Annotated in this window: 25 protein-coding genes and 1 tRNA gene; 9 read left to right on the top strand and 17 right to left on the bottom strand. The window is 61.2% G+C overall.

The window, feature by feature from the left end; all coding sequences use genetic code 11:
- Nucleotides 1-23 precede the first annotated feature (23 nt).
- The 4 genes from ABJF10_RS02145 (at nt 24) to ABJF10_RS02130 (ending at nt 2,155) form a co-directional block, all read left to right on the top strand.
- The gene (locus ABJF10_RS02145; protein WP_348542865.1) at nt 24-656 is read left to right on the top strand and encodes an ACP phosphodiesterase; all 633 of its coding nucleotides are present in this window, start codon (nt 24-26) and stop codon (nt 654-656) included.
- Between the two features lie 55 nt (nt 657-711).
- Nucleotides 712-1,173 carry a hypothetical protein gene (locus tag ABJF10_RS02140; protein ID WP_348542864.1) on the top strand — a complete coding sequence of 154 codons (462 nt, stop codon included), beginning with the start codon at nt 712-714 and terminating at the stop codon, nt 1,171-1,173.
- A gap of 3 nt (nt 1,174-1,176) precedes the next feature.
- Complete coding sequence (locus tag ABJF10_RS02135) at nt 1,177-1,668, top strand: hypothetical protein (RefSeq protein WP_348542863.1); 492 nt, start codon at nt 1,177-1,179, stop codon at nt 1,666-1,668.
- A gap of 61 nt (nt 1,669-1,729) precedes the next feature.
- Nucleotides 1,730-2,155 carry a hypothetical protein gene (locus ABJF10_RS02130; protein WP_348542862.1) on the top strand — a complete coding sequence of 142 codons (426 nt, stop codon included), beginning with the start codon at nt 1,730-1,732 and terminating at the stop codon, nt 2,153-2,155.
- Between the two features lie 166 nt (nt 2,156-2,321).
- Here the strand turns inward: ABJF10_RS02130 and ABJF10_RS02125 are convergent, their stop codons facing one another.
- The 15 genes from ABJF10_RS02125 to ABJF10_RS02055 all read right to left on the bottom strand — a co-directional run bounded on the left by ABJF10_RS02125 (nt 2,322) and on the right by ABJF10_RS02055 (nt 14,492).
- A complete protein-coding gene (locus tag ABJF10_RS02125) occupies nt 2,322-2,546 on the bottom strand; it encodes a hypothetical protein (protein ID WP_348542861.1) in 225 nt (74 codons plus the stop codon).
- 228 nt (nt 2,547-2,774) lie between these two features.
- Complete coding sequence (locus ABJF10_RS02120; RefSeq protein ID WP_348542860.1) at nt 2,775-3,014, bottom strand: hypothetical protein; 240 nt, start codon at nt 3,012-3,014, stop codon at nt 2,775-2,777.
- Between the two features lie 15 nt (nt 3,015-3,029).
- Complete coding sequence (locus ABJF10_RS02115) at nt 3,030-3,245, bottom strand: hypothetical protein (protein WP_348542859.1); 216 nt, start codon at nt 3,243-3,245, stop codon at nt 3,030-3,032.
- Nucleotides 3,246-3,504: 259 nt separating this feature from the next.
- Complete coding sequence (locus ABJF10_RS02110) at nt 3,505-5,130, bottom strand: AAA family ATPase (protein WP_348542858.1); 1,626 nt, start codon at nt 5,128-5,130, stop codon at nt 3,505-3,507.
- A gap of 2 nt (nt 5,131-5,132) precedes the next feature.
- Entirely contained in the window at nt 5,133-7,493 is a 2,361-nt protein-coding gene (locus ABJF10_RS02105; protein WP_348542857.1) for a hypothetical protein, read from the bottom strand.
- A gap of 42 nt (nt 7,494-7,535) precedes the next feature.
- Nucleotides 7,536-7,772, bottom strand: a complete 237-nt coding sequence (locus ABJF10_RS02100) for a hypothetical protein (RefSeq protein ID WP_348542856.1) — start codon at nt 7,770-7,772, stop codon at nt 7,536-7,538.
- On the bottom strand, nt 7,769-7,999 hold the full coding sequence (locus ABJF10_RS02095; RefSeq protein WP_348542855.1) for a hypothetical protein: 231 nt from the start codon (nt 7,997-7,999) through the stop codon (nt 7,769-7,771). The genes ABJF10_RS02100 and ABJF10_RS02095 overlap by 4 nt, the downstream gene beginning before the upstream one ends.
- 4 nt (nt 8,000-8,003) lie before the next feature.
- Entirely contained in the window at nt 8,004-10,709 is a 2,706-nt protein-coding gene (locus ABJF10_RS02090) for a hypothetical protein (protein ID WP_348542854.1), read from the bottom strand.
- Nucleotides 10,702-11,052 carry a hypothetical protein gene (locus ABJF10_RS02085; protein ID WP_348542853.1) on the bottom strand — a complete coding sequence of 117 codons (351 nt, stop codon included), beginning with the start codon at nt 11,050-11,052 and terminating at the stop codon, nt 10,702-10,704. The genes ABJF10_RS02090 and ABJF10_RS02085 overlap by 8 nt, the downstream gene beginning before the upstream one ends.
- A 166-nt stretch (nt 11,053-11,218) precedes the next feature.
- The gene (locus ABJF10_RS02080) at nt 11,219-11,659 is read right to left on the bottom strand and encodes a hypothetical protein (protein ID WP_348542852.1); all 441 of its coding nucleotides are present in this window, start codon (nt 11,657-11,659) and stop codon (nt 11,219-11,221) included.
- Nucleotides 11,656-12,039 carry a hypothetical protein gene (locus tag ABJF10_RS02075; protein ID WP_348542851.1) on the bottom strand — a complete coding sequence of 128 codons (384 nt, stop codon included), beginning with the start codon at nt 12,037-12,039 and terminating at the stop codon, nt 11,656-11,658. Before ABJF10_RS02075 ends, ABJF10_RS02080 begins: the two co-directional genes overlap by 4 nt.
- A 200-nt stretch (nt 12,040-12,239) precedes the next feature.
- Nucleotides 12,240-12,647, bottom strand: coding sequence for a hypothetical protein (locus tag ABJF10_RS02070; RefSeq protein ID WP_348542850.1), 408 nt, complete (start codon nt 12,645-12,647; stop codon nt 12,240-12,242).
- A gap of 3 nt (nt 12,648-12,650) precedes the next feature.
- Entirely contained in the window at nt 12,651-13,547 is an 897-nt protein-coding gene (locus ABJF10_RS02065) for a hypothetical protein (protein ID WP_348542849.1), read from the bottom strand.
- A gap of 34 nt (nt 13,548-13,581) precedes the next feature.
- Nucleotides 13,582-14,211: a hypothetical protein gene (locus ABJF10_RS02060; RefSeq protein ID WP_348542848.1), complete on the bottom strand. Its 630-nt coding sequence runs from the start codon at nt 14,209-14,211 to the stop codon at nt 13,582-13,584.
- Nucleotides 14,208-14,492 (bottom strand): helix-turn-helix transcriptional regulator, encoded by a 285-nt coding sequence (locus tag ABJF10_RS02055; protein ID WP_348542847.1) that lies wholly within the window; start codon nt 14,490-14,492, stop codon nt 14,208-14,210. The genes ABJF10_RS02060 and ABJF10_RS02055 overlap by 4 nt, the downstream gene beginning before the upstream one ends.
- 64 nt (nt 14,493-14,556) lie before the next feature.
- Between ABJF10_RS02055 and ABJF10_RS02050 the strand changes: the two genes are divergently transcribed.
- The 4 genes from ABJF10_RS02050 to ABJF10_RS02035 all read left to right on the top strand — a co-directional run bounded on the left by ABJF10_RS02050 (nt 14,557) and on the right by ABJF10_RS02035 (nt 17,938).
- Nucleotides 14,557-15,156 (top strand): helix-turn-helix domain-containing protein, encoded by a 600-nt coding sequence (locus ABJF10_RS02050; protein WP_348542846.1) that lies wholly within the window; start codon nt 14,557-14,559, stop codon nt 15,154-15,156.
- A 324-nt stretch (nt 15,157-15,480) separates the two neighbouring features.
- The gene (locus ABJF10_RS02045) at nt 15,481-16,248 is read left to right on the top strand and encodes a hypothetical protein (protein WP_348542845.1); all 768 of its coding nucleotides are present in this window, start codon (nt 15,481-15,483) and stop codon (nt 16,246-16,248) included.
- 431 nt (nt 16,249-16,679) lie between these two features.
- Complete coding sequence (locus ABJF10_RS02040) at nt 16,680-17,099, top strand: DUF4339 domain-containing protein (protein ID WP_348542844.1); 420 nt, start codon at nt 16,680-16,682, stop codon at nt 17,097-17,099.
- 2 nt (nt 17,100-17,101) lie between these two features.
- Nucleotides 17,102-17,938: a hypothetical protein gene (locus ABJF10_RS02035; protein ID WP_348542843.1), complete on the top strand. Its 837-nt coding sequence runs from the start codon at nt 17,102-17,104 to the stop codon at nt 17,936-17,938.
- Between the two features lie 418 nt (nt 17,939-18,356).
- On the opposite strand, the gene ABJF10_RS02030 is transcribed toward ABJF10_RS02035, so the two are convergent.
- Together ABJF10_RS02030 and ABJF10_RS02025 are read right to left on the bottom strand one after the other, a co-directional pair.
- Nucleotides 18,357-18,430: transfer RNA gene (locus ABJF10_RS02030), tRNA-Arg, on the bottom strand.
- A gap of 101 nt (nt 18,431-18,531) precedes the next feature.
- Complete coding sequence (locus ABJF10_RS02025; RefSeq protein WP_348542842.1) at nt 18,532-20,853, bottom strand: protein kinase; 2,322 nt, start codon at nt 20,851-20,853, stop codon at nt 18,532-18,534.
- A 157-nt stretch (nt 20,854-21,010) separates the two neighbouring features.
- On the opposite strand from ABJF10_RS02025, the gene ABJF10_RS02020 reads away from it, so the two are divergent.
- Nucleotides 21,011-21,196, top strand: coding sequence for a CsbD family protein (locus ABJF10_RS02020; RefSeq protein ID WP_348542841.1), 186 nt, complete (start codon nt 21,011-21,013; stop codon nt 21,194-21,196).
- Nucleotides 21,197-21,284 lie beyond the last annotated feature (88 nt).

Below are 21,284 nucleotides of genomic sequence, written 5' to 3'. Positions count from 1 at the left end.
TTTGGCCCTGCGCTGCGCGATCCATGAATTGGCTGGCCCACCTCTATCTTTCCGAACCCTCGCCCGCCTTTCGCCTCGGCAATCTGTTGCCGGATCTCGTCTCGGCGACCGCGCTCACCGGGTTGCCGCCGGAATTTCAAGCGGGGATCCAACGCCACCGCCGCATCGATGCCTTCACCGATCGGCACCCGGTTTTCCGGCGCAGTGTCCACCGGCTGGGCGCGCCGTTTCGCCGCTTCGGCGGCGTGCTGGTCGATATCTTTTACGATCACATTCTCGCCCGCGATTGGGAATCCTTTGCCCCCATGCCGCTGCCGGCTTTCGCCGCGGAAGTGTACGCCTCGTTCGACACGCAGTGGATCCATGTTCCCGCAGAAGCCCGCCCCCGCCTCGAGGCGATGTGCCGGGCCGACTGGCTTTGCGGGTACCGCGAGGTCGCGACCATCACCGAGGCCCTCACGCGCATCGGAGCGCGCCTGCGCCGTCCCACCGACCTCGCGGCCTCCATCCCCATCCTGGAGCGCGAGTACGAGGCGTTGCGCACCGACTTCGCGGAATTCTTCCCAGAGTTGATCACCCACGTCATTCCGGCGGCAACAACGGAGGGTGGCGGCGCGGATGCGCAACCGGGCGGCGGCGGGCCTGCGAAGCAATGATGTGAACCGCATCGACTGATTCCGTTCGTCTGGTAAGAAACTTTCCATGCCCCCCTTGAACATCCACGCTGGCTCCCCGCGGCCTGCCGAAGTGCGCAGCGCAGTTCCACGCCCGTGCACGCTCCCGGGACTATTTGCCCTCTGCGTCACACTTCTCCTCAGCGGTTGCGCCGTCGTGCCCATCACGCCGCAGACCATCGCCGGCAAATACGAAATCGAAGGCCAGCCGGAGGGCATGTGGAATGGCGGCGAAGCGATCGTGCTCGGCCCGGGCACGTTCGAGTATTCGCTCTTCACCGCCGATCTCGTGGAGAACCCGCACTCCACGCGCTACCCGATCCGCGGCCGCTACAAGCTCGACGGCGCGACGATCACTTTCCTCAACTCGTCCGTCCCCTATCCGCAGCGCACGCTCACCCGGCGGCACAAACTGTTCGTCCTGTGGTCCCCCAAGCAAGTCGACGACTATCATCTCAACGGCCGCAAGCCCGACGATCTGCTCTACCAGCATCCGTGACGCATGAGGCATCTCCTGCATCACCTCCACCACCTCTACCGACTGATCTTCGCACTGTCGCTGCTCTTCCCAGCCGCGATACTCGGCTACCTTCTCTGGCTTTACTTTGCGGCCCGTCGAATCCGCCCCAAGATCCCCGCGGCAGACATTCTCTATCGGGAGAGCTTTGCCTCGGGGGCTTCGCAGAAGAATTGGCTGACCCAAATCGGCGGAGCCAATAATTGCCTGCGGCTCATCGTCACCAAGGACCTGCTCGTGACTACCTCGTGGTTTCCGTTCAGCCTGCTCACCCCCATCTACGATTTGGAACACGCCATTCCCATCCGAGGCATCGTCTCGCTCGATGACTTCCAATCCTTCGGCCGCGCCGGTCTCCGGCTGGTCTTCGTCGATGGCCAGGGCGCCAGACATGCGCTCCACCTTTTCCCGAAGAGCCGTGATACTCTCCGGCAGGCGCTCGCGATGACTCCCGGCCAGCCTGTCCCGCCGCGCTGACGCGCCCGCGGCGAATAATCCCGCAATTGCGCTTTCACCGAAAAGCGCGCACCTTGATCGTATGGGAATCCTCGGCCTTGTCTTCGTCTTCGTCGCGCTGGTGCTCATCGGCATCGGGATCGCCATCGGGACGATCGCCTGCCTCGTCGCTGCGATTCTGGTGGGCTTGGGGGTCGTCTCGTCCTCCTTCGTGGTGGCGTTGCGCGCTGGGCGTCCCTCCGCGGGCATCCGCGCCTTCCTGCTCCAGTGCGGCGTGCTCGCAGGGATCCCGGCCGGCGCCGTGTGCGCGTGGCTCGGTCACAATTTCTACCACGCCGTCGGCAGTGAATTTCCCATTCTCGCTTTCGGCGCCCTCGGTGGAGCGCTGGCCGGCGTGATCGTGGCGTTGATGCTCGATTTCACCTCCAGCCGGCTCACTTCGTGGGCCAGCACTCGCGCGCAGTCCCTGCGCTCGAACCCGCGCCACGTCATCGTCAGGAGCGCCTGAGCGCCTGAGCGCGCAAGGAACTCCGCAGCAGCCTCGTGCCAGGCCATCGCCGCCGGTGCCTCTTCCATAGGTGCTGAGCCTTCGCTTAAAAAAACTCGCGCCTTAAATCACCTTAAGGGGGCTTAAGGCACCTTAAAACGGCTTCTTTTTCCTCGCCCGGGAGCTCTTAATTTGCATCGACCTCGGGATGCAGCTCTCCAGGCAGTGCTGCCAAATTTCTCGCACCTTGATTCGCCTTGATTCGCCTTGATTCGCCTTGATTCGCCTTGATTCGAGCAATGCTCAACCACCGGCTATGGGCGCTGGGATCCTCCGGAATCGGGCAGGGATTAAGCCATTTCGCCAGGCGTTGGCTGCGTTCGCCGATGGCGAGGCAGGCACTGAGTTCCATGCGGAGGGCGGCCGGGAAGTGGGCAATCTGGCCGTGACGAGGAGCGTGGGAGCGTCGGAGTTCATGCGAGGAAGTATGCCACGACTCGGCGCAAAAGGTGCATTGCCCCATTGGCTCTGTTGGCTCCATTGCGGAAAATCTTCCCGCCATGCCGAGTCACGCGTTACTTTCTTTGCCCAGGCTATCTTCTCGCCGCTGAAACCAGCGTGAGGAATTCGCGAACGCTGCCTAAGCGGCGGCGTGCTGCGCCACTTTTTCAAACTCGGCGACCACCCCCATGGCACCCAACTCGCGGTAATTGACACTCCAGTGATTTTGCGCCGCGAAGTAGTCAATTTTCAAGGTGCGCGAGTCGGCACTCAAATTGGGCCAACAGGCCAGGAGCGTATCCTCGTAGATGCGGCAGAGAGCGCCTTTTTGCAGGGAAGTGCGAATGGCAGCCTGGAGATGAGGGAGCGTGGAGTACATGGGTTCCGAGGGGGACTAATCGTTTTCGAGTTTGCGTGGTCTGACCGTTTTCGCCGCGAAAATGAGCAAGAGATTGACGGCCTCATTGGCCCAGCTAACGAGGAGGAAGAGAAAGCCGACCAGCATCGAGGCGAGGAGCAGCGCCGAGCCGCCAAGGAACAAGATGAGCCGCACAAACCAGCGGCGGGCATTCTTGCCGGATGCCAGGATTTGATCTCGGGAAAAGAGCATGCTTCGTAAACCTTTGAAAGAGCAGTGTATACGCGTAAACACTGTCGTGGTTTCCGCTACAATACCAATTGAATCCTTGTAGCGCAAGTCGCGAATTAACGAAACCGTCACAAAAGCGTAGCCCCGTCCGTGCGCAAGTCTCCATGTAGCTTCGCGGCCCACTTCTTAATTTTGGCGTGTCCAATGTCCAAAACGCGCCTGGAAATGGTAATGGCCGCCTTGCGGGCGGCTTCTCGAAAAACTCGCAAACCTGGGCGAGCTATGTCGGTTGAGCGGTAAGAACGGATGCGCCAGCGTCTCGCGCCGGCGCTTTGAAAGTCGATTCCCTCGAAGGCTGCACGATTCGTGCAGAGGCTCTACAGGGGCTCTGCACGGCTTCTGTAGCGGGTGAAACTGCGGCCTTCTTACGGGGCTTGGACCGCGCGCCGGTCAGGGCAGCGGCAATTGCATTGTCGGACGGCACGACGCTCTCTTTTAGGGCGCAGACAACGTCCTGAAATGTCGGTTCGGATCGATTTGCTTTGTTCGCCAAAAAGCGGGATCGGCGCGCCAGCGCTTCGATGCCCTGGAGATACTTCTCCGAGCTTTGCGCGTAGGCGGTGAGCGTGGCCACCGCATCGTTATCCGCACCGGGCAGCCAATGCCGCGCGACGGCCTGCAAATCGTCTTCGCCGAGCAAGGAAGGCAATTGCTCGTAATGAATGATGCGCCCAACGAGTTGCTCTGACGACCATCCCCCGCCCCGCACCAGCGCCTCCTGGCTCTTTGTGAATTGCGGAGTGGTGACGACGGCCACCGGGACGCCCATATTCACGAGCTGCGTGAGCATCCAATTGATACGATGCGGCACGGCCTTCCTCATGTTGCGCTGTGGCCAGAGGTAATGCCCTTCGTCCAGAACCAGCAACAAATCCCCCGTGTGCAAAACCGTCTCGATTCGCCCGCGTAGCTCCAACGCTTTATAGGCGTGGCTCGTGCCGATGCCCAGCGCCTCCGCCAGCGCACGGAAAAAGCTCATGTCGTCATTGGACGATGGAACTTGAACGTAACGCGCCTGGCCGGGGTTTTGCTGGCACCACGCTTTCACGGCAAAGGTCTTGCCGGTGCGCGCCAGCCCATCGATGACGACCAGGCCGCGCTCCGCGAGCGCATATCCCATTGTCTCAGCGATCTTCGCGCCGATCTCAGTCACGGGCGCGGAAGCGGCGGCCTCCGCGTGAAGGTCGTGCAGCTCGGCGAGCGATCCGACCAGGCCGGGAAAATACCACAGCGGCGATTCATCCATGCGCACTTCCGGATCCAAGCAGAGTTTCTCGAAAAGGAATTTAGCCAGCTCTTTGCGCGCCTCTTCGAGGCAGTATTCCGCAAAATCGCTTGCGGGGTAGGTCTTGGGGTAGGCCCGCGATTTTCTCAGGGTGCGCGCCTTGTCCGACCGGCATTTACTCCATTTCCGCCGGTCCTCGTCATCCTCCCGTGCCCAAGGGCTCTCCAACGGCTCATAGACCTCGCCCCTCAGAGGGAACGCGCGGCGAAGATTATACGCGCCTGCCCAGCCTGTCGTTTTTCCCCGTAATGACCCTTGCGCCTGCGTCACTTCCTCCGCCGAGTAAATGCGGCCAGCGCCGATGCCGAGCCGCTGCATTGTGACGGTCGCGAACCGTTCCGGCCAACGCTGAATCAGCTCGGCGGCGAGCTGCTCCAGGCCGCCGGGCTGCCACGATACTTTTTGCAGCCACCAAACGAGCTTCCGGTGCAACGGATCGGTGAGCACCTGCACACGAGCGGCGACGCAATTCGCGAGCAGGCCGCGCTGCATTTCAGGGCTGCTCATGTAGCGTTCCTGCCGGAATTTTTCGGAATCTTCGGAGGCGTGGCGAGTGGTCATTTTTAATCTTTCTCCTGTTCGGCTTTGGCCATGAGAGCGGCGAGTTTCTCCGCCGCTGACGCCTGCGTTTCTGGATCGCGGCCGGCGCGCACGCGCATGCCGATCTTTTGCGCGGCCGCACTGGTGCGGCGGTGCAGCCTTTGCTGAGTCGTGACGGCCTTCTTTTCCGCCTCTGCACTCTCGGCGAATTGGCGGCCCGCTTCCACCGTGGCGGCGTCGATCATCGTGGGGCGGAAGATCGGACGGCCAAGGAAGTGCTGGGAGAACTTGGGGCGAATGGCCCGATACAGAGCGCGCTTATAACCGTCGTGCGCTTCATTCTCGGCGAACGCCTGGGCCAGTGTTTCGTCGTCCGCATCCATCGCGGGCACTTGCGCCGCGCGCCGCACCGCAAAGACTTCGCCGCTGTCGGGATGTTTCACGCCGAGCACTTCCGGCGATTCGCGGTTGAAAAACACTTCGGCCGGCCGCCCGATCAGCGCGCCCGTTTCCGCGCTCTTGTAGGTGAACACTTCGCTGCCGGCGCGGAAGCTGATGCCGTTGCGTCCCACCTTCAAGAGCTTGCGCTCGTTGGCGAGCAAATAGCGGGCGGCATTCGGGAGGCGCAAGAGCGGCACTTCGCCGAAGTGTTTTTCGTAGGCGTCCTTCGGCGAGAGGCCGCCGCAATACTTCCCGCCCTGTGGCTCTTCGTTGTAGAGCTGCACCAGGTGCGTGAGCCGCTCAATACATTGGTCGCGGGTGTAAAAATGATCGCCCGCCTTGAGCTTGCCCGATTCCACAAACCGCTTCGCCCGCTCCGTCCTTTCGTATCGGTCATTATGCCATCCGCGCCCGATGTAACCCGGCTCGGCTTCCATGGTGTTTTGCAGCGCCCCGAAAACCCGCTCCACGACTTTGGCGCGAGGCAATCGCGCATGCCGGAACTTCAGCCCAAATTCGCGCAGCCCGGTCTCGGTTCCCGTCTGGTCGGCAAAGTTGCCGGTCAGCACCTTGGCCCGCCAAGAGCCGTTTTCAAAATAGAAGCCGTGGCGCGGCAGCCCATACATTTCATGCACGGTGGTGATGAGATTGCGGATGTGCCAGGCGTTGTAAGTCGAGGGCCGATCCGGCGGCGCACTGATGAGCACAAAGCCGAGGATGTAAGTCGTGCGCACGTCGATCATCGCGAGAAACTGCCCACGCATGAGGCGCACGCCCTCGGCTGTCTCTTCGGAGTAGTAAACCGGGAGCGTGCAATCGTCGCCCTGCATCCAATCGCCAGCGGCAAAAGTATTTGGATCACGGGAAATGTAGGCACCCCCCAGCCGCGCCTGGCGCGGGCCGTGCATGAGATCATCCAAGAGTTTCACGTCGTTTCCCAGCGCCTCGCGCACCGCGTGCGGCACATAGGATTTGGAGCGGGCATTGCCGATGTAGCGCTGCACCAGGTCCGCACTCAGCACGCCCCGGCGAATTGCTTCCCGCCAACCCTGGCTTAGACCGCCTCCCAACTTGGCGGCGAGCGCGAGCAACGTCTCGCGGTCCTCCTTACTCAGTTCCAAGGTGCGTTCCCGATTGGCTGAAGCGCGGCCATCGGCCAAGGCGGAAGGTTTCCCCTCTCCGGCCTCCCACTTCGCCAGCTTGGCATTAAAGGCGACGTGTAAGGCATGCGCGGTCCTCGCGAGGCTGGGGGCGTGCAGCGCCAGAAAGGCCACCAGGCCGCGCCGCGCCGTGCGGGCGGGCATGCCGTCCGCAAGCAAGTCCGCGTAACGGTCAAAGACGCGCTGCCACAGCAAGACGCGCTCGCCTTTCGCCGGATCGGCAGGCTTTTTGAAAGAGGCGATCAAATCGCGCAACTCGCGATGGTCATTGCCACTCAGCACGGCGGCCACGGTGCTCGCGGGCGATTTGCGGGCGCAGTTTTCGTCCAGGTAGATTTCCAGGCGCTGCCAGTCCTCCGCGCCCCGGTCGCGACTCACGGTGCGATCGAGCAAGCGCTTCCATTGCTTGGCCGAGATTTCATAGCCAAAGGCCGCGCGGTAGTCAGCCATGCCACGCTGGGAGAATTCCGCCTCGGAAAGCGTGAGATCATTCAACCGCTGGAGGGTGCCTGCAAAGGCGGTGCAGAGCTTCCGCGCCTTGCCCAGAGCTTCGCCCGCCACGGCGGCGAGCGGCACGGGGGGCTGCCACTGCGCCTGCGGCGTCGTGAGCATGGCGCCAGCATCGCGAAAGCCTCGCGCCGCCGCCAGCGTCACCAGCTCGCCGCGAAGCGCGTCGGGAAGCTGCGCCAGTCCCCACACGGCCGCACGATTGCCGCGAATCGTTTCCTCTCCCGCTGGCCGGATGTGTTTGATCTTTCCACACGCCACGCTTGGAGCGGCCAAGAGCGAGGGCGATCTGCGCGGCGGTGTAGTATTCGGGAGCGATCACAGCCTTACCTCCGGCTGTGCGGCTGGCAGGACGAACGCGGCGAAAGGGCCGTCGCCAGGGAACCCGCCGAGAACGGGATGCCGCACCGTGAGGCAGCGCACATCAATCACGGCGCGCACGTCGCGAAAGCCGAGAGGCACGGAAGCCCTGGAGAGCGCCTGGCGAGCGGTGCGGCCTTCGGCAAAGGTGTTGCCGTGGCTGTGAATGATGCAAAAGCTCCGGCGCTCTTTCATGCCTCCGGAACCTCCGGCGCGGTGAAGTGCGGGTTTTTCAAAAAGACGGCGAGGAAAGGAACTTCGTCGCTCTGGCGCATGGGCAGGCAATCGGCTTCCACCGCCGCGACGATGCTGTCTTTGGGGAGCGCCTTTTCCGCGTGGCGGAGAGCGGTGCGCATGCTCGGCGCTTCCACCGTTCGCAACTCGCCGCTCTGGAAATAAATTACGAAAGATTTGGGGCTCATAATGTCACGATGGAGAGTCGGCGGAGTTGGTCGCGTCGTTGCTATCGCTCGGCGTGTGGCCCCCTCCGCTGCCGCCCTTGGGCAGGCTATTGATGAATTTTTTGAGATCGTTCACCGCGTCCCTAAAAATATTCGCCCCCTCCTTCACATTTGCACCGCCGTCCTTAACATCGCCGCCGCCTTTTTTAACGTCGCTCCCCCCTGCCTTGACATCGGCACCCCCCGCCTTCACGTCCGCGCCGCCTTTGTCCGCGCCGCCTTTGTCGGATCCGCCTTTGCTCTTCCCATCGTCCGCGCTGTGCGGCTGGGGCGGCGGTGCAATCGGATTGCGTTTTTCGAGATCCTGCATGTCCTGGCTTTTCGGCGTCGCCGTGGAGAGCGGGCCCGTGGGGCGGCGGAGCAAGGCTTGCATCGCCGGGCTGGGCCCGAATTCGCCCGCTCGCATGGCGTCGTTTGGGTCCAACGGGGCCGTGGGCGAAGCGATGTCATCCAAGCCGCGCTTGGGATGCGCCTGGGGCGCGTGCCCATCGATCACGCCTTTGCGGCGGTGCAGCCTGTCGTAGTCCTCCATCTCACTGCCGAGCTTTTTCTCGAGATCCTTGCCCGAAAGCCCCGCGCCCTCCAATCGCTCCCGCTTTTCGTCCTCCGCTTGCTTTCGCTCGGCCTTCGCAACCGCGCGCGGATTGTGCTGTGCTTTCGCGTGGTCGACGGCGTCCGCATCGTCAATCTTTTGCAGCCGGGCCATTTTCTCACGCGCGGCGAGTTGATCCTTCAACTCTTTTGTCTTCGCTGCTTCGGCCTTGGCTTCATTGTCGCTGAGTCCCTGCGCCTTCAAGCGGGCAATTTGCTTTTCCGCATCGAGCTGATCCTGCAACGACTTCGCGACATCCTTGTGCCCATCGATGAGCGCCTGGAGAATGGCCTGCTGTGCGTGGAGTTCCTTGCTGATCTCCGCGTGTTTTTCGCGCGCCTTTTCGGCCGCCAGATATTCTTGTTCTCCCTCGCTGACGAGCTTTTCCATTTCCGCATCATCGGCCTTTTCGCGCTTGGCTTGTTTGGCCTGCTCCTCCGCCGCGAGCTGCTTTTTCCGCAAGTCGTAAACCTCGCCAGTGGCCTTGGCCTGCATGTTGAGGCTTTCCAGTTGGTTCTCCGTCGCCTCGGCAATTTTCTTCTCCGCGTCCCGTGCGCGCTCCACGGCCTGCGTTTGTTCCTGATATTTTTGGGTGAGGTCTTTGACCTGCTGATTCAATTCGAGGGCGTTGCCGTAGTGTTCCTGCCCGTCGAGATTGTGCCCGGCTTCATTCGCGAGCTTGGCCTGCAACGCCTCGCGCGTTCGCTGCTCGCGTTTGTCGTTTATCTCCTGCTCCAGATTCTGTTGTCTCTGCTCCGCCTCACGGCGGATTCGCGTCGCCTCCTCAGAACGCGCCTGGGCGAGATTCTTTTCCCCTTCGATCGATTCCATGTCGATCTGCTGCCGCTGGTCTATGGCCCCTTCCCGAATCCGGCCCTTCTGCGCGTCCCGTTCGTCCGGGTTGAGATTCGGATTGGCGTCGACCTGGGCGAGTTCCTCGCCCTCCATCGCGCCGATCTTCGTCCGCGCGAGACTGTGCTGTTCACGGCCTTTTTGTCCCAGCGCGTCAAAGGCGCGGTTGGCTTTATCCGTTTCCTCCGCGAGCGACGCCATGGCATCTTTGCTCTCGCGGATCGTTTGCCGGATCTCCGCGAGGTCCGCTTGCGCGGTGGAGAGCTCTTTCACTCCCGCAAGGAACCGCTCCTGCGTGGCCGCTGCTTCCTCCTGATATTTTTTCACATGCTGCCACTCTTCTCCGATCTTATTAACTACCTCCATCAGCGCGACGAAGGCGGCGATTTGCGGGACTTCGGCGGCGAGCCCGCCTAAACCGATGCCGAGCGCGCCGCCCAACTCCCGCTTGCCGGCGTTCAGCAATCCCCGCTCTGATCTGGCTATCGCCCCGGCCTCCTCCGCCGCTGTCGTTTCGCGGACCCTCGCTACATTGGCGGCGACGCTGGCCGATGTCTTCTGCCGGAGCGCTTCCTCGGCGATGAGCTGCGCATTCAATTCCGCCTGCAAGGCGATTTGCTCCCGCTCGATTGCCAGTTGTTGCGTCTCCAGAGCGGTGATTTTTTCCGTCGCGACCATGCGGGCGCGAGCCATGGAAAGCGCCTGCTCCTCCTGGATATTGAGCTGCCGCATGAGGGTGACGGCATCCCGCCGCACCCCCGCCTCGCGCTCCAGCATCGCCGCCTCTTCCGTCTCCCCGGCCAGCTCGGCTTGCAGCGCCGCGTCCTCATAGCGGCGAGCCTCGCTGATCTGGTGGAGAATCGCGGCGCGTTGATTCTCCAGTTCCAATAACGCCTGCTCTTTGGCGAGTTCTTCCTCCGTCTTCTCCACGCCGCTATTACCGTTGAAATTCGCACCGATGTTGGCGGCCTGCTCTTGCACCGTCATCCCCGCTCTTTTCTCAAACTCCGCGGTGTTGGCGGCCCGCGCGGCGGCGGTGGTCTGCAACGCCTCCGCATATTTGCGCTCGGCCTCGGTCTGCTCATTGGTGGCGGCGGCGTTGGTCTTCGCGGCCTCGGTGCCCGCGCTGACTTTTTCCGTCACCTTCTCCACGCCAGCGGCGGCGGTGTCCGCGCCTTCGATGCTGACTTTGACCGGGATATTTACGCCATCGTCTTGATTAGCCATTCGAGCGATTAAGTAATGGGATGATTTCCTCTGCGCCTTCCGTGGCTATTGAGCCGAGCCGCACCGCCTCATTGCCCAGCGGGGTGATTTGCGAAAAATCCGCGCCGCGCTTTAGCAGCTCGGCGTGCATGGCCTGCGCCCATGCGTTGAGACCCACCAGGGCGGCGACGACTTGAAAATAGACAGCGGCGACAGCGGCGACTTCTTCAGCGGTGTAGCTCCCCGGTGCGGCCGGCGTGCTGAGATCGAAGGGAATGCCCTCTTCCACCGGTGGGAGCGCCGGTGCCGGCGGCCGGGGCGTGGCGCGGAGGGTCGCGGGGCTGGAAAGCGGGTGCGACTTCATGGGAGAAGCACCGGGCAGGGCCAAAAGGAGACTTCGACGGGCCGCAAATTGCGGGCGCGGGCGAATGCAACCGCTCTGCAAACGCGCGGGAAGGCAATGGGCGCGGCTCCCATACCCCCCAAACAAACGTCGGGCATTTGTGCGCAATGGCGGGCCGCTTTCGATTTCATCGCTCGCCTCCCGTGAAGCGCCATACTTCGCCGCCTTCCAAAATGCGGGCGATCAATTGGCCGGTGGCTTCCGCCTGGTCCGCGAGTCCTGCCAAAGAATCTTCGCCCTTGTAGCCGCGCAGGAAGCCGCGCAACTCCACGAAAGCGGGGAACTGTGCGGCCGCCTGGCGGGCGTCGCCGGCGTGGCGGAAATAATGGCTGATCGATTCGGCGGCGGTGGTGAGCAGTTGCGCCATGGCGGGCGCGCCGACTTCGGCGATGGCTTCGTGCGCCCCACGGATGGCGCTGGAAAGATGGATGCCGAGCGAACCATGCACCGCCCGTGCCCGGCAGGTGCGCTGATGCTGCACCAGCTTGCCCAACTCCGCCTGCCATTCGGCGAGCGTGGCGCGCTGTGGGGCGTTCAACTCGACCGCTTGAATGGCAAGAGGGATCATGCTTTCGACGGATGGGCAGCGGGTGCGCCGGTTGCGGCCGGGCGGATGGTGACGCGGATTTCGGTCGCACCGGGAGCGAACACGGAAACCTCCCAAGGAATGCCGCCCGCCTGCTCCTGGCCGGCAGCGGCCAGCAAGCCGGTTTCTTTCTGCCGCCGAAAGAAAGCGCCGAGCGCGGCCTGCGAGGTGCGCGTCTTGTGTTCCGTGGCGAGCCACGAAAGGATTTTCTGGTAGCTGATGGCCGGATTTTCCCAGCGGGTGCGCAGTTCCGCTTTGACCGGATCGGGCAGCCGATCGATGACGGAAATTTTCCCGTAGTCACGCCGCCGGAATTCACGGCGGCCGCTGGCCGGTTTGCCTGGTTTCTTGGGTGTGCTCATAACGTCAGAAAAAGGAAAAGCGGCGGGCCGGAGTCCCGTCAGCACCGGCCCGCCGCGCCCGTTCAAGCTGTTGATTGACCCCGCTGGCCATCGACGGCGCCGCGATGGCTACGGGGCGGGTAGACAATCCATGAAAAGACCCAGTGTTCGGCACAGCTTGTTCACCGTCCTGCGTTGTGGTGGCGCAGAAGATTTTCATTTCACAACACGTCGCCCGTGGCGGCCTGGACGTAGGCGACGAACCCGGCCAGGTCGCGCCCTTTCATGAGGTTCCAGGCATCGGAGGCGAAAAGCGAATGGCTCGCCATCGCGTCCTCGACGTTGGCGATCCAGTCCTGCATCACCGCGACATTGCCCTTGCACATCGCAGCCACTCCACGGTTGGCGATCGGCCTGGGCCTGAGCTTCGGCGTGATCTCGCGAAGCAGCGTCTCACCGAGCAGTTCCGCCTCGGTGAAACTGAGCTGAAGCAGCGGGGCAAGATCGCTGCGAAACAAGTCTGGCCGCTCCCTTTCCGCGTTCAGAAATGCGGTAATGAGGGTGCCGCCTTTCGCAAGGTGGCGGTTCACCAGCGCCTCGCGGACCTGGGCTTGCCGATTTATAATCATGGCCTAGGAGAGCGAGACGTTCAGGCGGATCGCGCCAGCGCTGTTCGTTACTTTGATGTCGTTGAACCAATCGAATTTCGCGATGATGTCGCGGTCGTCCTTGGTCGGAACAAAGTCGAAGCCTTTGGTGAGCCGGGTGAAGCTCTTCATGAAAGACGCGTCGCGGCGGTTGGGCTTGGAACTGCTGGCAATGATGAGCACCGCATCTGCCGGGAACATCCAGGTGACGTTTTCAACCGCGGCATTTGGAGCCGCGTCATAGATCGCGTAGGAGGGAAGGAACTCCGCGCCAGCGTGGAAAAGATTCGGGAGCGCCTGCCAGGAAAGATCGCCCTTCACGCGGGCTGTCACCTTCGGATGATTCTTGAAGTCGTCCCATGCGGCGGTGCCGAATACCACGGCGACGGCATCGCATTTGGCCTGGAGGATGAGCGCGAGGATCTGCGTGTCAATGGCCTGCACCGGGTCAACACCGCTGCCCCACACGGAAGCGCTGCCGGCACCGGCGGCGGCAAAGGCTTTGTCGATGGTTTCCTTTTCCTGAACTTGGGAGGCAATGCCCAAGAGAAAATCAAACGCATCGGCGAGCCAGTATTCGATGGCCACGGGTGCGCCGCTCAACACGTGGTCCAACGCGTGCGCCTGGCAAGTCACCTGGCCGTCCAGGGCTTCGATGGAAACATTTGTCGCCTTGCCGCCGAGCTGGCGCACGGTGTCGGGCAGGATCAACCGGCGGTCCTTGCTGTGAATCTTGTAATGCGCGGTGAGGTCGGGAACCGAAACGATCGGCGCGAGCACCTTGGCGACGCGGCGGGTGAAGTTGACGATGGCCCCGGCGGAATACTCCGTGATGAAGGGGTTGGTGGCGAAACCGGCGATGACTTCGGAAGCAGTAGGCATAATTTGGAGTGTGTTGAGTGGTGAAAAGGGCGGTTCAGTCGGGGATGCGATCGATGGGCGTTTCGAGTTCGGCGGCGAGGTTGGGCGCGGTTTCCGGAGCCGTCCATTGGCTCGCATCCCAGAGCCGGGCATGCAGGCTGGTGGCCGGGGTGAAGAGCTTGGCCATGTCGATGGCTTCGGCTTCGTCCGCGCAGAAAATGAGCAAGGCTTTGGCGATGCGCTCCACCGTCTCGTCGTAAGCCCGCGTGAGAATCGAGCGGCGGTCCTTCAATTCACTGCCGATCAGGCGCTGAAGTTTTTCCCTGGCCTTGCGGATCAGTTCCACCTCCGTTTGCACCCGCGAATACAGTTCGGCGCGAACGTCCATCTTGTTGCCGACCACATCGCCGAAGCCATGCTTGCGCGCCTGCTGGACCAGTTTTTCCAGCGGGACCGCATCCAGAGTTTCGACCGGCCAAAAGGTGGTGTCGTAAATCTCTTTGGCGAGATTCTTGTCCAGGGCGGTAATCTCGGCGCTGGTCGCATCGGCGACTCGCTTTGCCTGGAGCCACGCGGCGTGATGGTCGCGCAATTGTTGCGCGCCGGCGGCGTGGACGGTATCGGGGCGGGGCTTGGTGCGGACCTTCCGGGTTTGGATGCGTTCCGTGGCGGCTTGTTCAGTCATGATGTTGGCGGTGTTTGGTCTTCATTGGTCGTGTTCGTGGTCAAAGGGTCCGCGTCCTCGGTCGTCCAAATTTTCTCGCCCAACGCCTTCTCCACCTTGGCGCGGCCCGCTGCGGTGGCGTTCGTGCCGCAAACGATGTTGCGCACCGTTCCTTGCGCCAGGCCGGCGCGTGCCGCGAGATGCTTCGGCTTCCAATTCAAGCGGCGCAGCGCGGCGTTGACCTTGTGCCGCGCATCGAAGCGATCGAATGAGGCGCCGAGGGTTTGGTGTGTTGCAATCACGGGAAACACAAAAGCGTTTCCGTGCTTCCCTGTCAAGCTGCCTTGCGCTATTGTGCTTTCAGGTATGCAATCCGCCGTGCCTCGAAAACACCCTATCCCACCTCAGGAAATCAAAATTTGTGAGCGTCTTTTGGACGCGCGATTGCACAAGGGAATGTCTCGGGTTGCTGTGGCAAAAAGGGCCGAAATGGATAGTTCGCAACTGCGCCGATACGAGGACGGCCTTGTGCCTCTCCGCTACGACGATGCCAAGCGCTTATCGCTGGCACTCGAAGTTGGCCTTCCTTATTTGGCGGGTGTGGTGGCCCGCATGCGCGATCACCTTTCTATCGATGATTCTTCTTTCGCCGAGCACGTTAAGCCGCGTTCGCTTTTCAGCGAGATTTACACGCAGTATTTATCAGACATTGTCAAAGCGTCACCGGTAGTTCCGCCGAAAGTCTTTTTGCTTCCAGTAGGAACAAAGATCGAGGCACCGACCCGCGAAGCTGCGGAGAAGATGGCTGAGAGCGTGCGGAGGGATGGGTATTCAGTGAAATTGAAAGGCAAGGTAGTCGAGTTCACGGTCGACTATAGTGGCTGGTTTGTTGGCGACGCGGACGAGGCCGGTTCCAAAGAGCCAGAGGCGCCGAGTCCCCAACGAAAGCCAAGGCCGAAAAAATAACGCCGTAGCTTCACGGTTGACATGCTTACGTTATACCGTAAGTATTTGACATGGTCGAACGACCAACCCCCCACCTAAAACGGCTTTTCGCTCGCGTTCGTCGCCTCACGACTGAACGCGGCTCGAAGCAGAAGCTCGCCGATAGTCTCGGCGTTGCTGCACCGCGCTTGTCCGAATGGATGAGAGGCGACGTTGAGCCAGGCGGGGAAACCACACTTCAACTGCTCCAGTGGGTCACGGCAGAGGAAGCCAAACAAAAAAAGACCGCTGCGATGCTTGTAACATCGCAGCGGCGTAAGACCCGATCAGCCAAATCCACATTCAATGAAAAAGTCCAACCGGATCGAAAGAAAGGGTGCCACCCGCGCCCGTCAGGCGCAAGAAAAACGCCCCGCTAAAGCCTCCGTCCCTCCCAAGGCATTCCCCTGCCATCGGCTCGCGCCGCGCTCACCCGCGGAGCTGCGCGAGCTGATCCACTACACGGCCAATCTCGGCGAGCACGTCGTTTCGCGCGTGCTGTCGGGCGGGGACGTGCAACATCTCTACGCGCACAACGATGATCTGCTGATGGTGCAGGAATCGGTGCTGTTTGCAGAGCGCGGAGGGCGGCGTTCGCTCTCGGAATCGCTCTGGGATTGCCGCCGTTCTCTCGCGAGCTTTCTGAAGCACCGGCCGCGCCTGCGTTTCATCCGCCACCTGTCGTTTGAAGTGATGCGCGATGCCGACGTGATGACCTGGGCGGAAAGGATGGAGGTGGGGGCGCGGTTCTCACCGGAGTTGCGGCGCAGACTGTGGGGCCAAGAGGAAGCCGAAGGGACGACCAAAGGCCGGCTGATCTTGCGCACCGTGAACAGGAGCGACGGGGGAGATCGCCGCACCATTTATGATCGCTGCGGAGTATTCACCCTGGAGATCGAAGAGACGGGCGAGACTAAGGCCATGGAGCGCGAGGATGTGCTGTCCGACCTTTACCAGATGATCGCCCGGCCTCTCCTGGAAGAGCGGATTCCCGCCGTGTTCCGATCCGAATTCCGGGTGGAGTTTTGCGACCGGGAAGAGCACGCGGCCGAGGCGAAAGACGTGCGCGTGTAGTCCGCCCGATAGAGCGAGCGCGCAGCGCCGGGAGAGCCGACAAGGCTCCCCGGCGCTTTTCGTTTCCAATGGGGCGCTGGGCTTTTTCTTACAATCCGGGGTAGCGGGTGATTGCTGGGCTCTAGGTATGAGGAGCGGAAGCTGTCTTTTGACAGCCCCGCCACATTATGAACCAACACCATCCATGGCGGAAACGTCACCAGGCCCACAAACGCGCGAAGCTCCATTCCCAAGCCGGCCTCGAATTGCCGCTGGTGATAAACCTAGGCTTATCCCACCCGCCGCCATTGCAAACGTTTTCATTGCCGCCCGAAAACTCGCATCTGGTCGGAGACAGCACCGGGGCTGTCTGACAGCCTCGCGCTTTTCGTGGTGCGGTGGACAAAAAAAGATGGAATGCTGCGCTCCGGCCCGGCAATTCCGCTACTTCCATGAATCAATTAATCGCGGCTCCCAAGAGAGATTATCCGATCTGCGTTTGCCTCTACGTGTTCGCTGGCGCGACGTTCTTCGCCGCTCTGGTGCTGGTGGCCCTCGCCTTTTCCCTCTCCGAACCTTTCCAGTCGACTGCCATTGCCGGCGGTGCCGTGCTCTCTTCTCTTCTATTGGTGGCGATCGCGGAAATGCTGGCGTTGCTCTATTCGGTCTTTGAACGCGGGGCAGCGCCTCTGGTGCCCGAAACTCCGACGTTTTTGTATGTGAGTGGCGGCGATATTCGCGGGCCTTTGAGCTTGGCCGTGCTGCGCTCCATGCGCGCCTTCAAAGGCGAAGCGCGACCGATCACCGGGGAAACGATGGTTTGCCAGCCGGGCGGCACAGCGTGGGTCCGCCTGGCCGATCTGGATGCGTGAATATGACGGCCCTTATTTTGATCGCGTCCTCTAGCCAGCATGCAGAAACAGTTGCTCTTCGGCTGGCGGCGCTGTGGCCAGAAGTCGTGCGCGGGGCCGCGACGGGTCTGGTGGTTTCGATCATTCTAGGAACGATTTACCTCTGCCGTGATTCAGTCCGCACATATTGGTTAAAGCGGAAACTCATTCGCTCGCTCCAGGGAATTTCGTCCGGAGGTGGAATCCGGGGTATCGTTACTGGGATTGCAAACTCAACTGGCCGAGACTTCACCGTGAGGGAGGTTCTGATGCTAACGGACATGGGCGACTTCGTCTTTATTCCAACGGGCGAAATATCGACTATATCGAAGCCTCCACGACTCACCCGAGATGAAAAACGGCGCATCAAAAAGGGTGAGCAAATTCAAGGGCGAACCCAGATTTTCTATGCCAAGCGAGAGCACGGCAGCACCGAAGCTTTTCCCGTCGTGAAACCTTTCACTTCGCATTCATTCAATTTGCCCCTCCAAGCACTGACCAATGAGGTGAAAACAAGCGGGATGCGTGTCTTGATTGAGTATCGCACCTTCGGTGGCGAAGTGAAATTGCTCACGGTGGACAGCAAGGGATGGGCAACCACGACCCACCAAAAGAACATCGAGCATCTGCGGAGTGAACTCTTGAACGGCAACTTGAACCGGGCGCGGCGGATGTTCCATCTCCCGGAAATCCCGATGCCTGGCGCCGAGTCAGGCGCTAATTTTCCCGTTCCAGAATCGCCCCCCACAATTGTTCTAGCAGGCGCGATGAAAGGTTGTGCGGCGGGGTCAACCATAGATCCGAACAGCCTGCGGGATTAAGCATCTATGAAGGTGCTCTAAAGAGGCCGTGTAGAGACGGTGCAGGCATCGTGCGCGAGCCGTTCATGGATTCACTTGTGCCACGTGCGCAAACTCGGATTTGCGCCCGAAATCTTATAATCTCTGGAAAAGAATGGTTCACAGGTTCACACGTCCCCGTTTACATCCCACTTCTGAATTTTGCATGTCCATCGTGTCCATTTACTCTGTTGGGACGTGTGAACTGGCGCGGACATCCATTTTAAGGGATCGCTAGACTCTTAAGAAGTGGGAAGCGAAGGGATCCCCTGAAAAGCACCCAAACAAAATGGGCATCTACTCTGATTTCTGACCTTTTCTGACCTCTTCTGGCCTTTTCTGACTTCTTGGGGGAAAATTAAGAAGTGGGATGTAAACGCACATCCAGAGCAGTAAAAACTGCGCCCGGCGGGGGTCGAACCCACAACCTTCGGCTTCGGAGGCCGACGCTCTATCCAGTTGAGCTACGAGCGCGTGAGCCGGGGAACGTAGTGGCGGAGTCGCGCGGTGAAAAGCGGAAACTGACGGTCCCTTCACCGCCCAGCCGGAATCCGCAATTCGAAATCAAAAATTCTCTACAGTCCCTCGATCTTCCACTGCTGCTCCTGGGCATTCGTGTAGGTCGTCTGGATGAGAGTCGAGCTCGCGACAGGGGCATTGGGCGCGACGGCCAGCACCTTGCCGTCGTTTTGCGAGGTCAATTTGAAGTAGTCGCCTTCCACCTTCTCGAGCTTCCACTTTTGCAAAGAGGAGGTCTTGTTCACGTTGGACTGCTGCACCGTCGCGCCGTCGTCGGTCACCACTTTGGGTGCGGGCGTTGGCGTTGGCGTCGCAGGCTTGGGCGTCGGCGATGTTGGAGCCTTGGTCGCGTTGGACGTATTCGGCGGGTTGAGGGTGGGCGGGTTGGTGGGCACGTTAATCGCCTTGCCACTCTCCATACCCACCAGCATGTAGTAGTCATTGCCCTCGGGAATGAGGTGCCACTGCTGGTGGCCGCCGTTATTGAAAGTGTTGGTCTGCAGCTTATGCCCGTCGTCCCGCGAATGGTTTTCGACTTCGATGACCTTGCCCGTTTTGCGATTGGTGAGCTTGTAACGGCCATCCGGCACCTTGCCTTGAGCGATCATCGCTGTGCGGTCCTTCTCGACCTTGGCGATGTCGGCGGCGGCGGTCACGGCGAGGGCCTGCGTCTTGGGCGCCAGCTTGCCTTGCACCGCCTTGAGGGCTTTGAGCGCCGTGCGCTTCTGATCCAGGGTCTTGGCTCCTTTCCAGCCGTCGGTCGCCATTTGATACGCGGTGTATTCCTCGACGTAGTCGGTCGCCAGCGGCTTGAGGCCATCGAGCCACGATTCGGGCCCCACGAAATCCGCCTGCCGGAAGCGACGGAAGAATTCCGCGCCTTCTTCCACGTCTCCGGCTTCCCAATCCTTCATGCCGTAAAACAAATAGGCCGCCGGCCCAAAGCTGCCCGCGGCCACCTTCGTCGTCTTGGCGTCGATGACGTGCTCGCTGGTCATCTGTCGTGCGGTCTCGACAAAAAAGTTCGCCAGCGTCTGGTCCGCCTCACTCTTCGAAAAGGGGCCGCGCGCCACGACTCGCTGAAAGGCTTCGATCCCCTCCGGGCGGTGCCCGGTGGCAAACTGCGCGAGTCCGGTCAACATATCCGCCCAATTCAGCCAGGGCTGTTTGGGCTTCTGCGCGGCCACCGCCGCCAGCGCCGTGACCGCTTCGGCCGGTTTTTCGCCGGCCAGGTCACTGATCCCCTGGGCCACGAGCGCGCTGCCCTTCTTGGCCTCTTCCTCCGGCGATCCGGAGAAGATCCTGTTGCGGAAAAGCACGCCCCCGCCCACCAGCAGGATGAGCACGCCCACCATCACGAAACTCAACCAGCCCATCGCCTTCTTCTGCTCGTCCGTCTCCAGCACCACGCGCTTTTCCCCGGCCTTGCCGCGGCCCGCTTGCAATTCGTTCAAGGCGTATTCGAAATGCTCGATGAGTTCGTCGTAGCTCTGGTAGCGCTGATCGGGGTCCTTGTTCAGCGTGCGATTGATGACGTAGGCCGTGTTGCTCGAGATGTGCGGCGCGAATGCCTGGAGGCTCACCGCTTGGTTCTTCAAGTGCTTGAGCGCCACCAGCGACGCATTCTCCGCCTCGAACGGCGGCCGCCCCGCGAGCGCATGAAACAGCGTGCCCCCGAGCGAGTAAATGTCGCTCCGGAAATCCTCCGGCTTTTGATCCAGCTTCTCGGGAGCCACATAGTACGGCGTCCCCCAGATCTCGCCGCGCACTTTTGCCTCGTCCTCGGCAAAGATCGCCAGGCCGAAGTCCACGATCTTCGCCGTGTGCGCATCGGTGAAAAGAATGTTACCCGGCTTGACGTCGCGATGGATCAGCCCGGCCTGTTGCGCCGCCCGCAACCCGCTGGCGATTTGCATGCCCACCTCCAGCACCTGCGCCTCGGCCACGCGCCCTTGCAACTCAATAAGACGATCGAGCGTCCCCTTCTCCACCAGCTCCATGGCGATATAAAAACGCCCGTGATCGATGCCGGTGCTGAAGACGCGCACGACGTGCGGATGATTGATCGACGCCGTGATCGCAGCCTCGGTCTCCAGTTGCTTGATCTGCTCGGCGGTGCCGCTGCTCTTGCGCAGGAGTTTCAGCGCCACCATGCGGTCGAGCGAAGTATCGTGAGCCTTGTAGACCGCGCCCATGCCGCCATGGCCGAGCATGTCGACCAATTGGAAATGGTCGATCATCGAGCTCACCGTCGTCGGCGCGCCACAGGCTGGGCACACGACCGCGGCGAGGGGTTCTACTTCGGAAACATCCATGGCCGCGCCGCAATCGGGGCAATTCTGGATGAGTGGTTCGTCGACGTTGGTATCGTTGTCCACGGGTCTGGAGCGTGTTAGGGGGAGAATCGGCTACGCAGGTAGCACTGCGCGTGCCTAAAATTCAGATGTCGTCAGGGAAGTTGCGAGGACAAATTGCAAACCAACCACATTTAATCCGCCAAACGTCCGACCCCGTCGCCGCGCGCGAAGCAAGGGTATGACTACCATGAACCTCAAAGGCAACTGGAACGAAATCAAAGGCAAGCTTAAGCAGAAATACGGTCAACTGACCGATGACGACCTCACCTTCGCCGAAGGCAAGGAAGACGAACTCCTGGGCCGGCTGCAAAAGCGGCTCGGCAAATCCAAGGAGGATGTGCGCAAGGAAATCGAAGAATTCTAAGCGCTACGCTTAACCGAAGAACAATCAGCGCCCGCGGTTCGCCGTGGGCGCTTTTTATTTTCGGTCGATGACGCGGTCGAAACAACCC

It is taken from the genome of Chthoniobacter sp. (assembly GCF_040003245.1).
Lineage (GTDB): Bacteria > Verrucomicrobiota > Verrucomicrobiia > Chthoniobacterales > Chthoniobacteraceae > Chthoniobacter.
Note: the sequence above shows the minus strand (reverse complement) of the source record. Positions and strands in the feature narration are given on the sequence as shown.

Coding starts and splice junctions, on each gene's coding strand:
- ABJF10_RS02145 (WP_348542865.1), top strand. CDS start 24: ATGAATTGGCTGGCCCACCTCTATCTTTCCGAACCCTCGCCCGCCTTT.
- ABJF10_RS02135 (WP_348542863.1), top strand. CDS start 1,177: ATGAGGCATCTCCTGCATCACCTCCACCACCTCTACCGACTGATCTTC.
- ABJF10_RS02130 (WP_348542862.1), top strand. CDS start 1,730: ATGGGAATCCTCGGCCTTGTCTTCGTCTTCGTCGCGCTGGTGCTCATC.
- ABJF10_RS02125 (WP_348542861.1), bottom strand. CDS start 2,546: ATGGAACTCAGTGCCTGCCTCGCCATCGGCGAACGCAGCCAACGCCTG.
- ABJF10_RS02120 (WP_348542860.1), bottom strand. CDS start 3,014: ATGTACTCCACGCTCCCTCATCTCCAGGCTGCCATTCGCACTTCCCTG.
- ABJF10_RS02115 (WP_348542859.1), bottom strand. CDS start 3,245: ATGCTCTTTTCCCGAGATCAAATCCTGGCATCCGGCAAGAATGCCCGC.
- ABJF10_RS02110 (WP_348542858.1), bottom strand. CDS start 5,130: ATGACCACTCGCCACGCCTCCGAAGATTCCGAAAAATTCCGGCAGGAA.
- ABJF10_RS02100 (WP_348542856.1), bottom strand. CDS start 7,772: ATGAAAGAGCGCCGGAGCTTTTGCATCATTCACAGCCACGGCAACACC.
- ABJF10_RS02095 (WP_348542855.1), bottom strand. CDS start 7,999: ATGAGCCCCAAATCTTTCGTAATTTATTTCCAGAGCGGCGAGTTGCGA.
- ABJF10_RS02090 (WP_348542854.1), bottom strand. CDS start 10,709: ATGGCTAATCAAGACGATGGCGTAAATATCCCGGTCAAAGTCAGCATC.
- ABJF10_RS02085 (WP_348542853.1), bottom strand. CDS start 11,052: ATGAAGTCGCACCCGCTTTCCAGCCCCGCGACCCTCCGCGCCACGCCC.
- ABJF10_RS02080 (WP_348542852.1), bottom strand. CDS start 11,659: ATGATCCCTCTTGCCATTCAAGCGGTCGAGTTGAACGCCCCACAGCGC.
- ABJF10_RS02075 (WP_348542851.1), bottom strand. CDS start 12,039: ATGAGCACACCCAAGAAACCAGGCAAACCGGCCAGCGGCCGCCGTGAA.
- ABJF10_RS02070 (WP_348542850.1), bottom strand. CDS start 12,647: ATGATTATAAATCGGCAAGCCCAGGTCCGCGAGGCGCTGGTGAACCGC.
- ABJF10_RS02065 (WP_348542849.1), bottom strand. CDS start 13,547: ATGCCTACTGCTTCCGAAGTCATCGCCGGTTTCGCCACCAACCCCTTC.
- ABJF10_RS02060 (WP_348542848.1), bottom strand. CDS start 14,211: ATGACTGAACAAGCCGCCACGGAACGCATCCAAACCCGGAAGGTCCGC.
- ABJF10_RS02050 (WP_348542846.1), top strand. CDS start 14,557: ATGCAATCCGCCGTGCCTCGAAAACACCCTATCCCACCTCAGGAAATC.
- ABJF10_RS02045 (WP_348542845.1), top strand. CDS start 15,481: ATGAAAAAGTCCAACCGGATCGAAAGAAAGGGTGCCACCCGCGCCCGT.
- ABJF10_RS02040 (WP_348542844.1), top strand. CDS start 16,680: ATGAATCAATTAATCGCGGCTCCCAAGAGAGATTATCCGATCTGCGTT.
- ABJF10_RS02035 (WP_348542843.1), top strand. CDS start 17,102: ATGACGGCCCTTATTTTGATCGCGTCCTCTAGCCAGCATGCAGAAACA.
- ABJF10_RS02020 (WP_348542841.1), top strand. CDS start 21,011: ATGACTACCATGAACCTCAAAGGCAACTGGAACGAAATCAAAGGCAAG.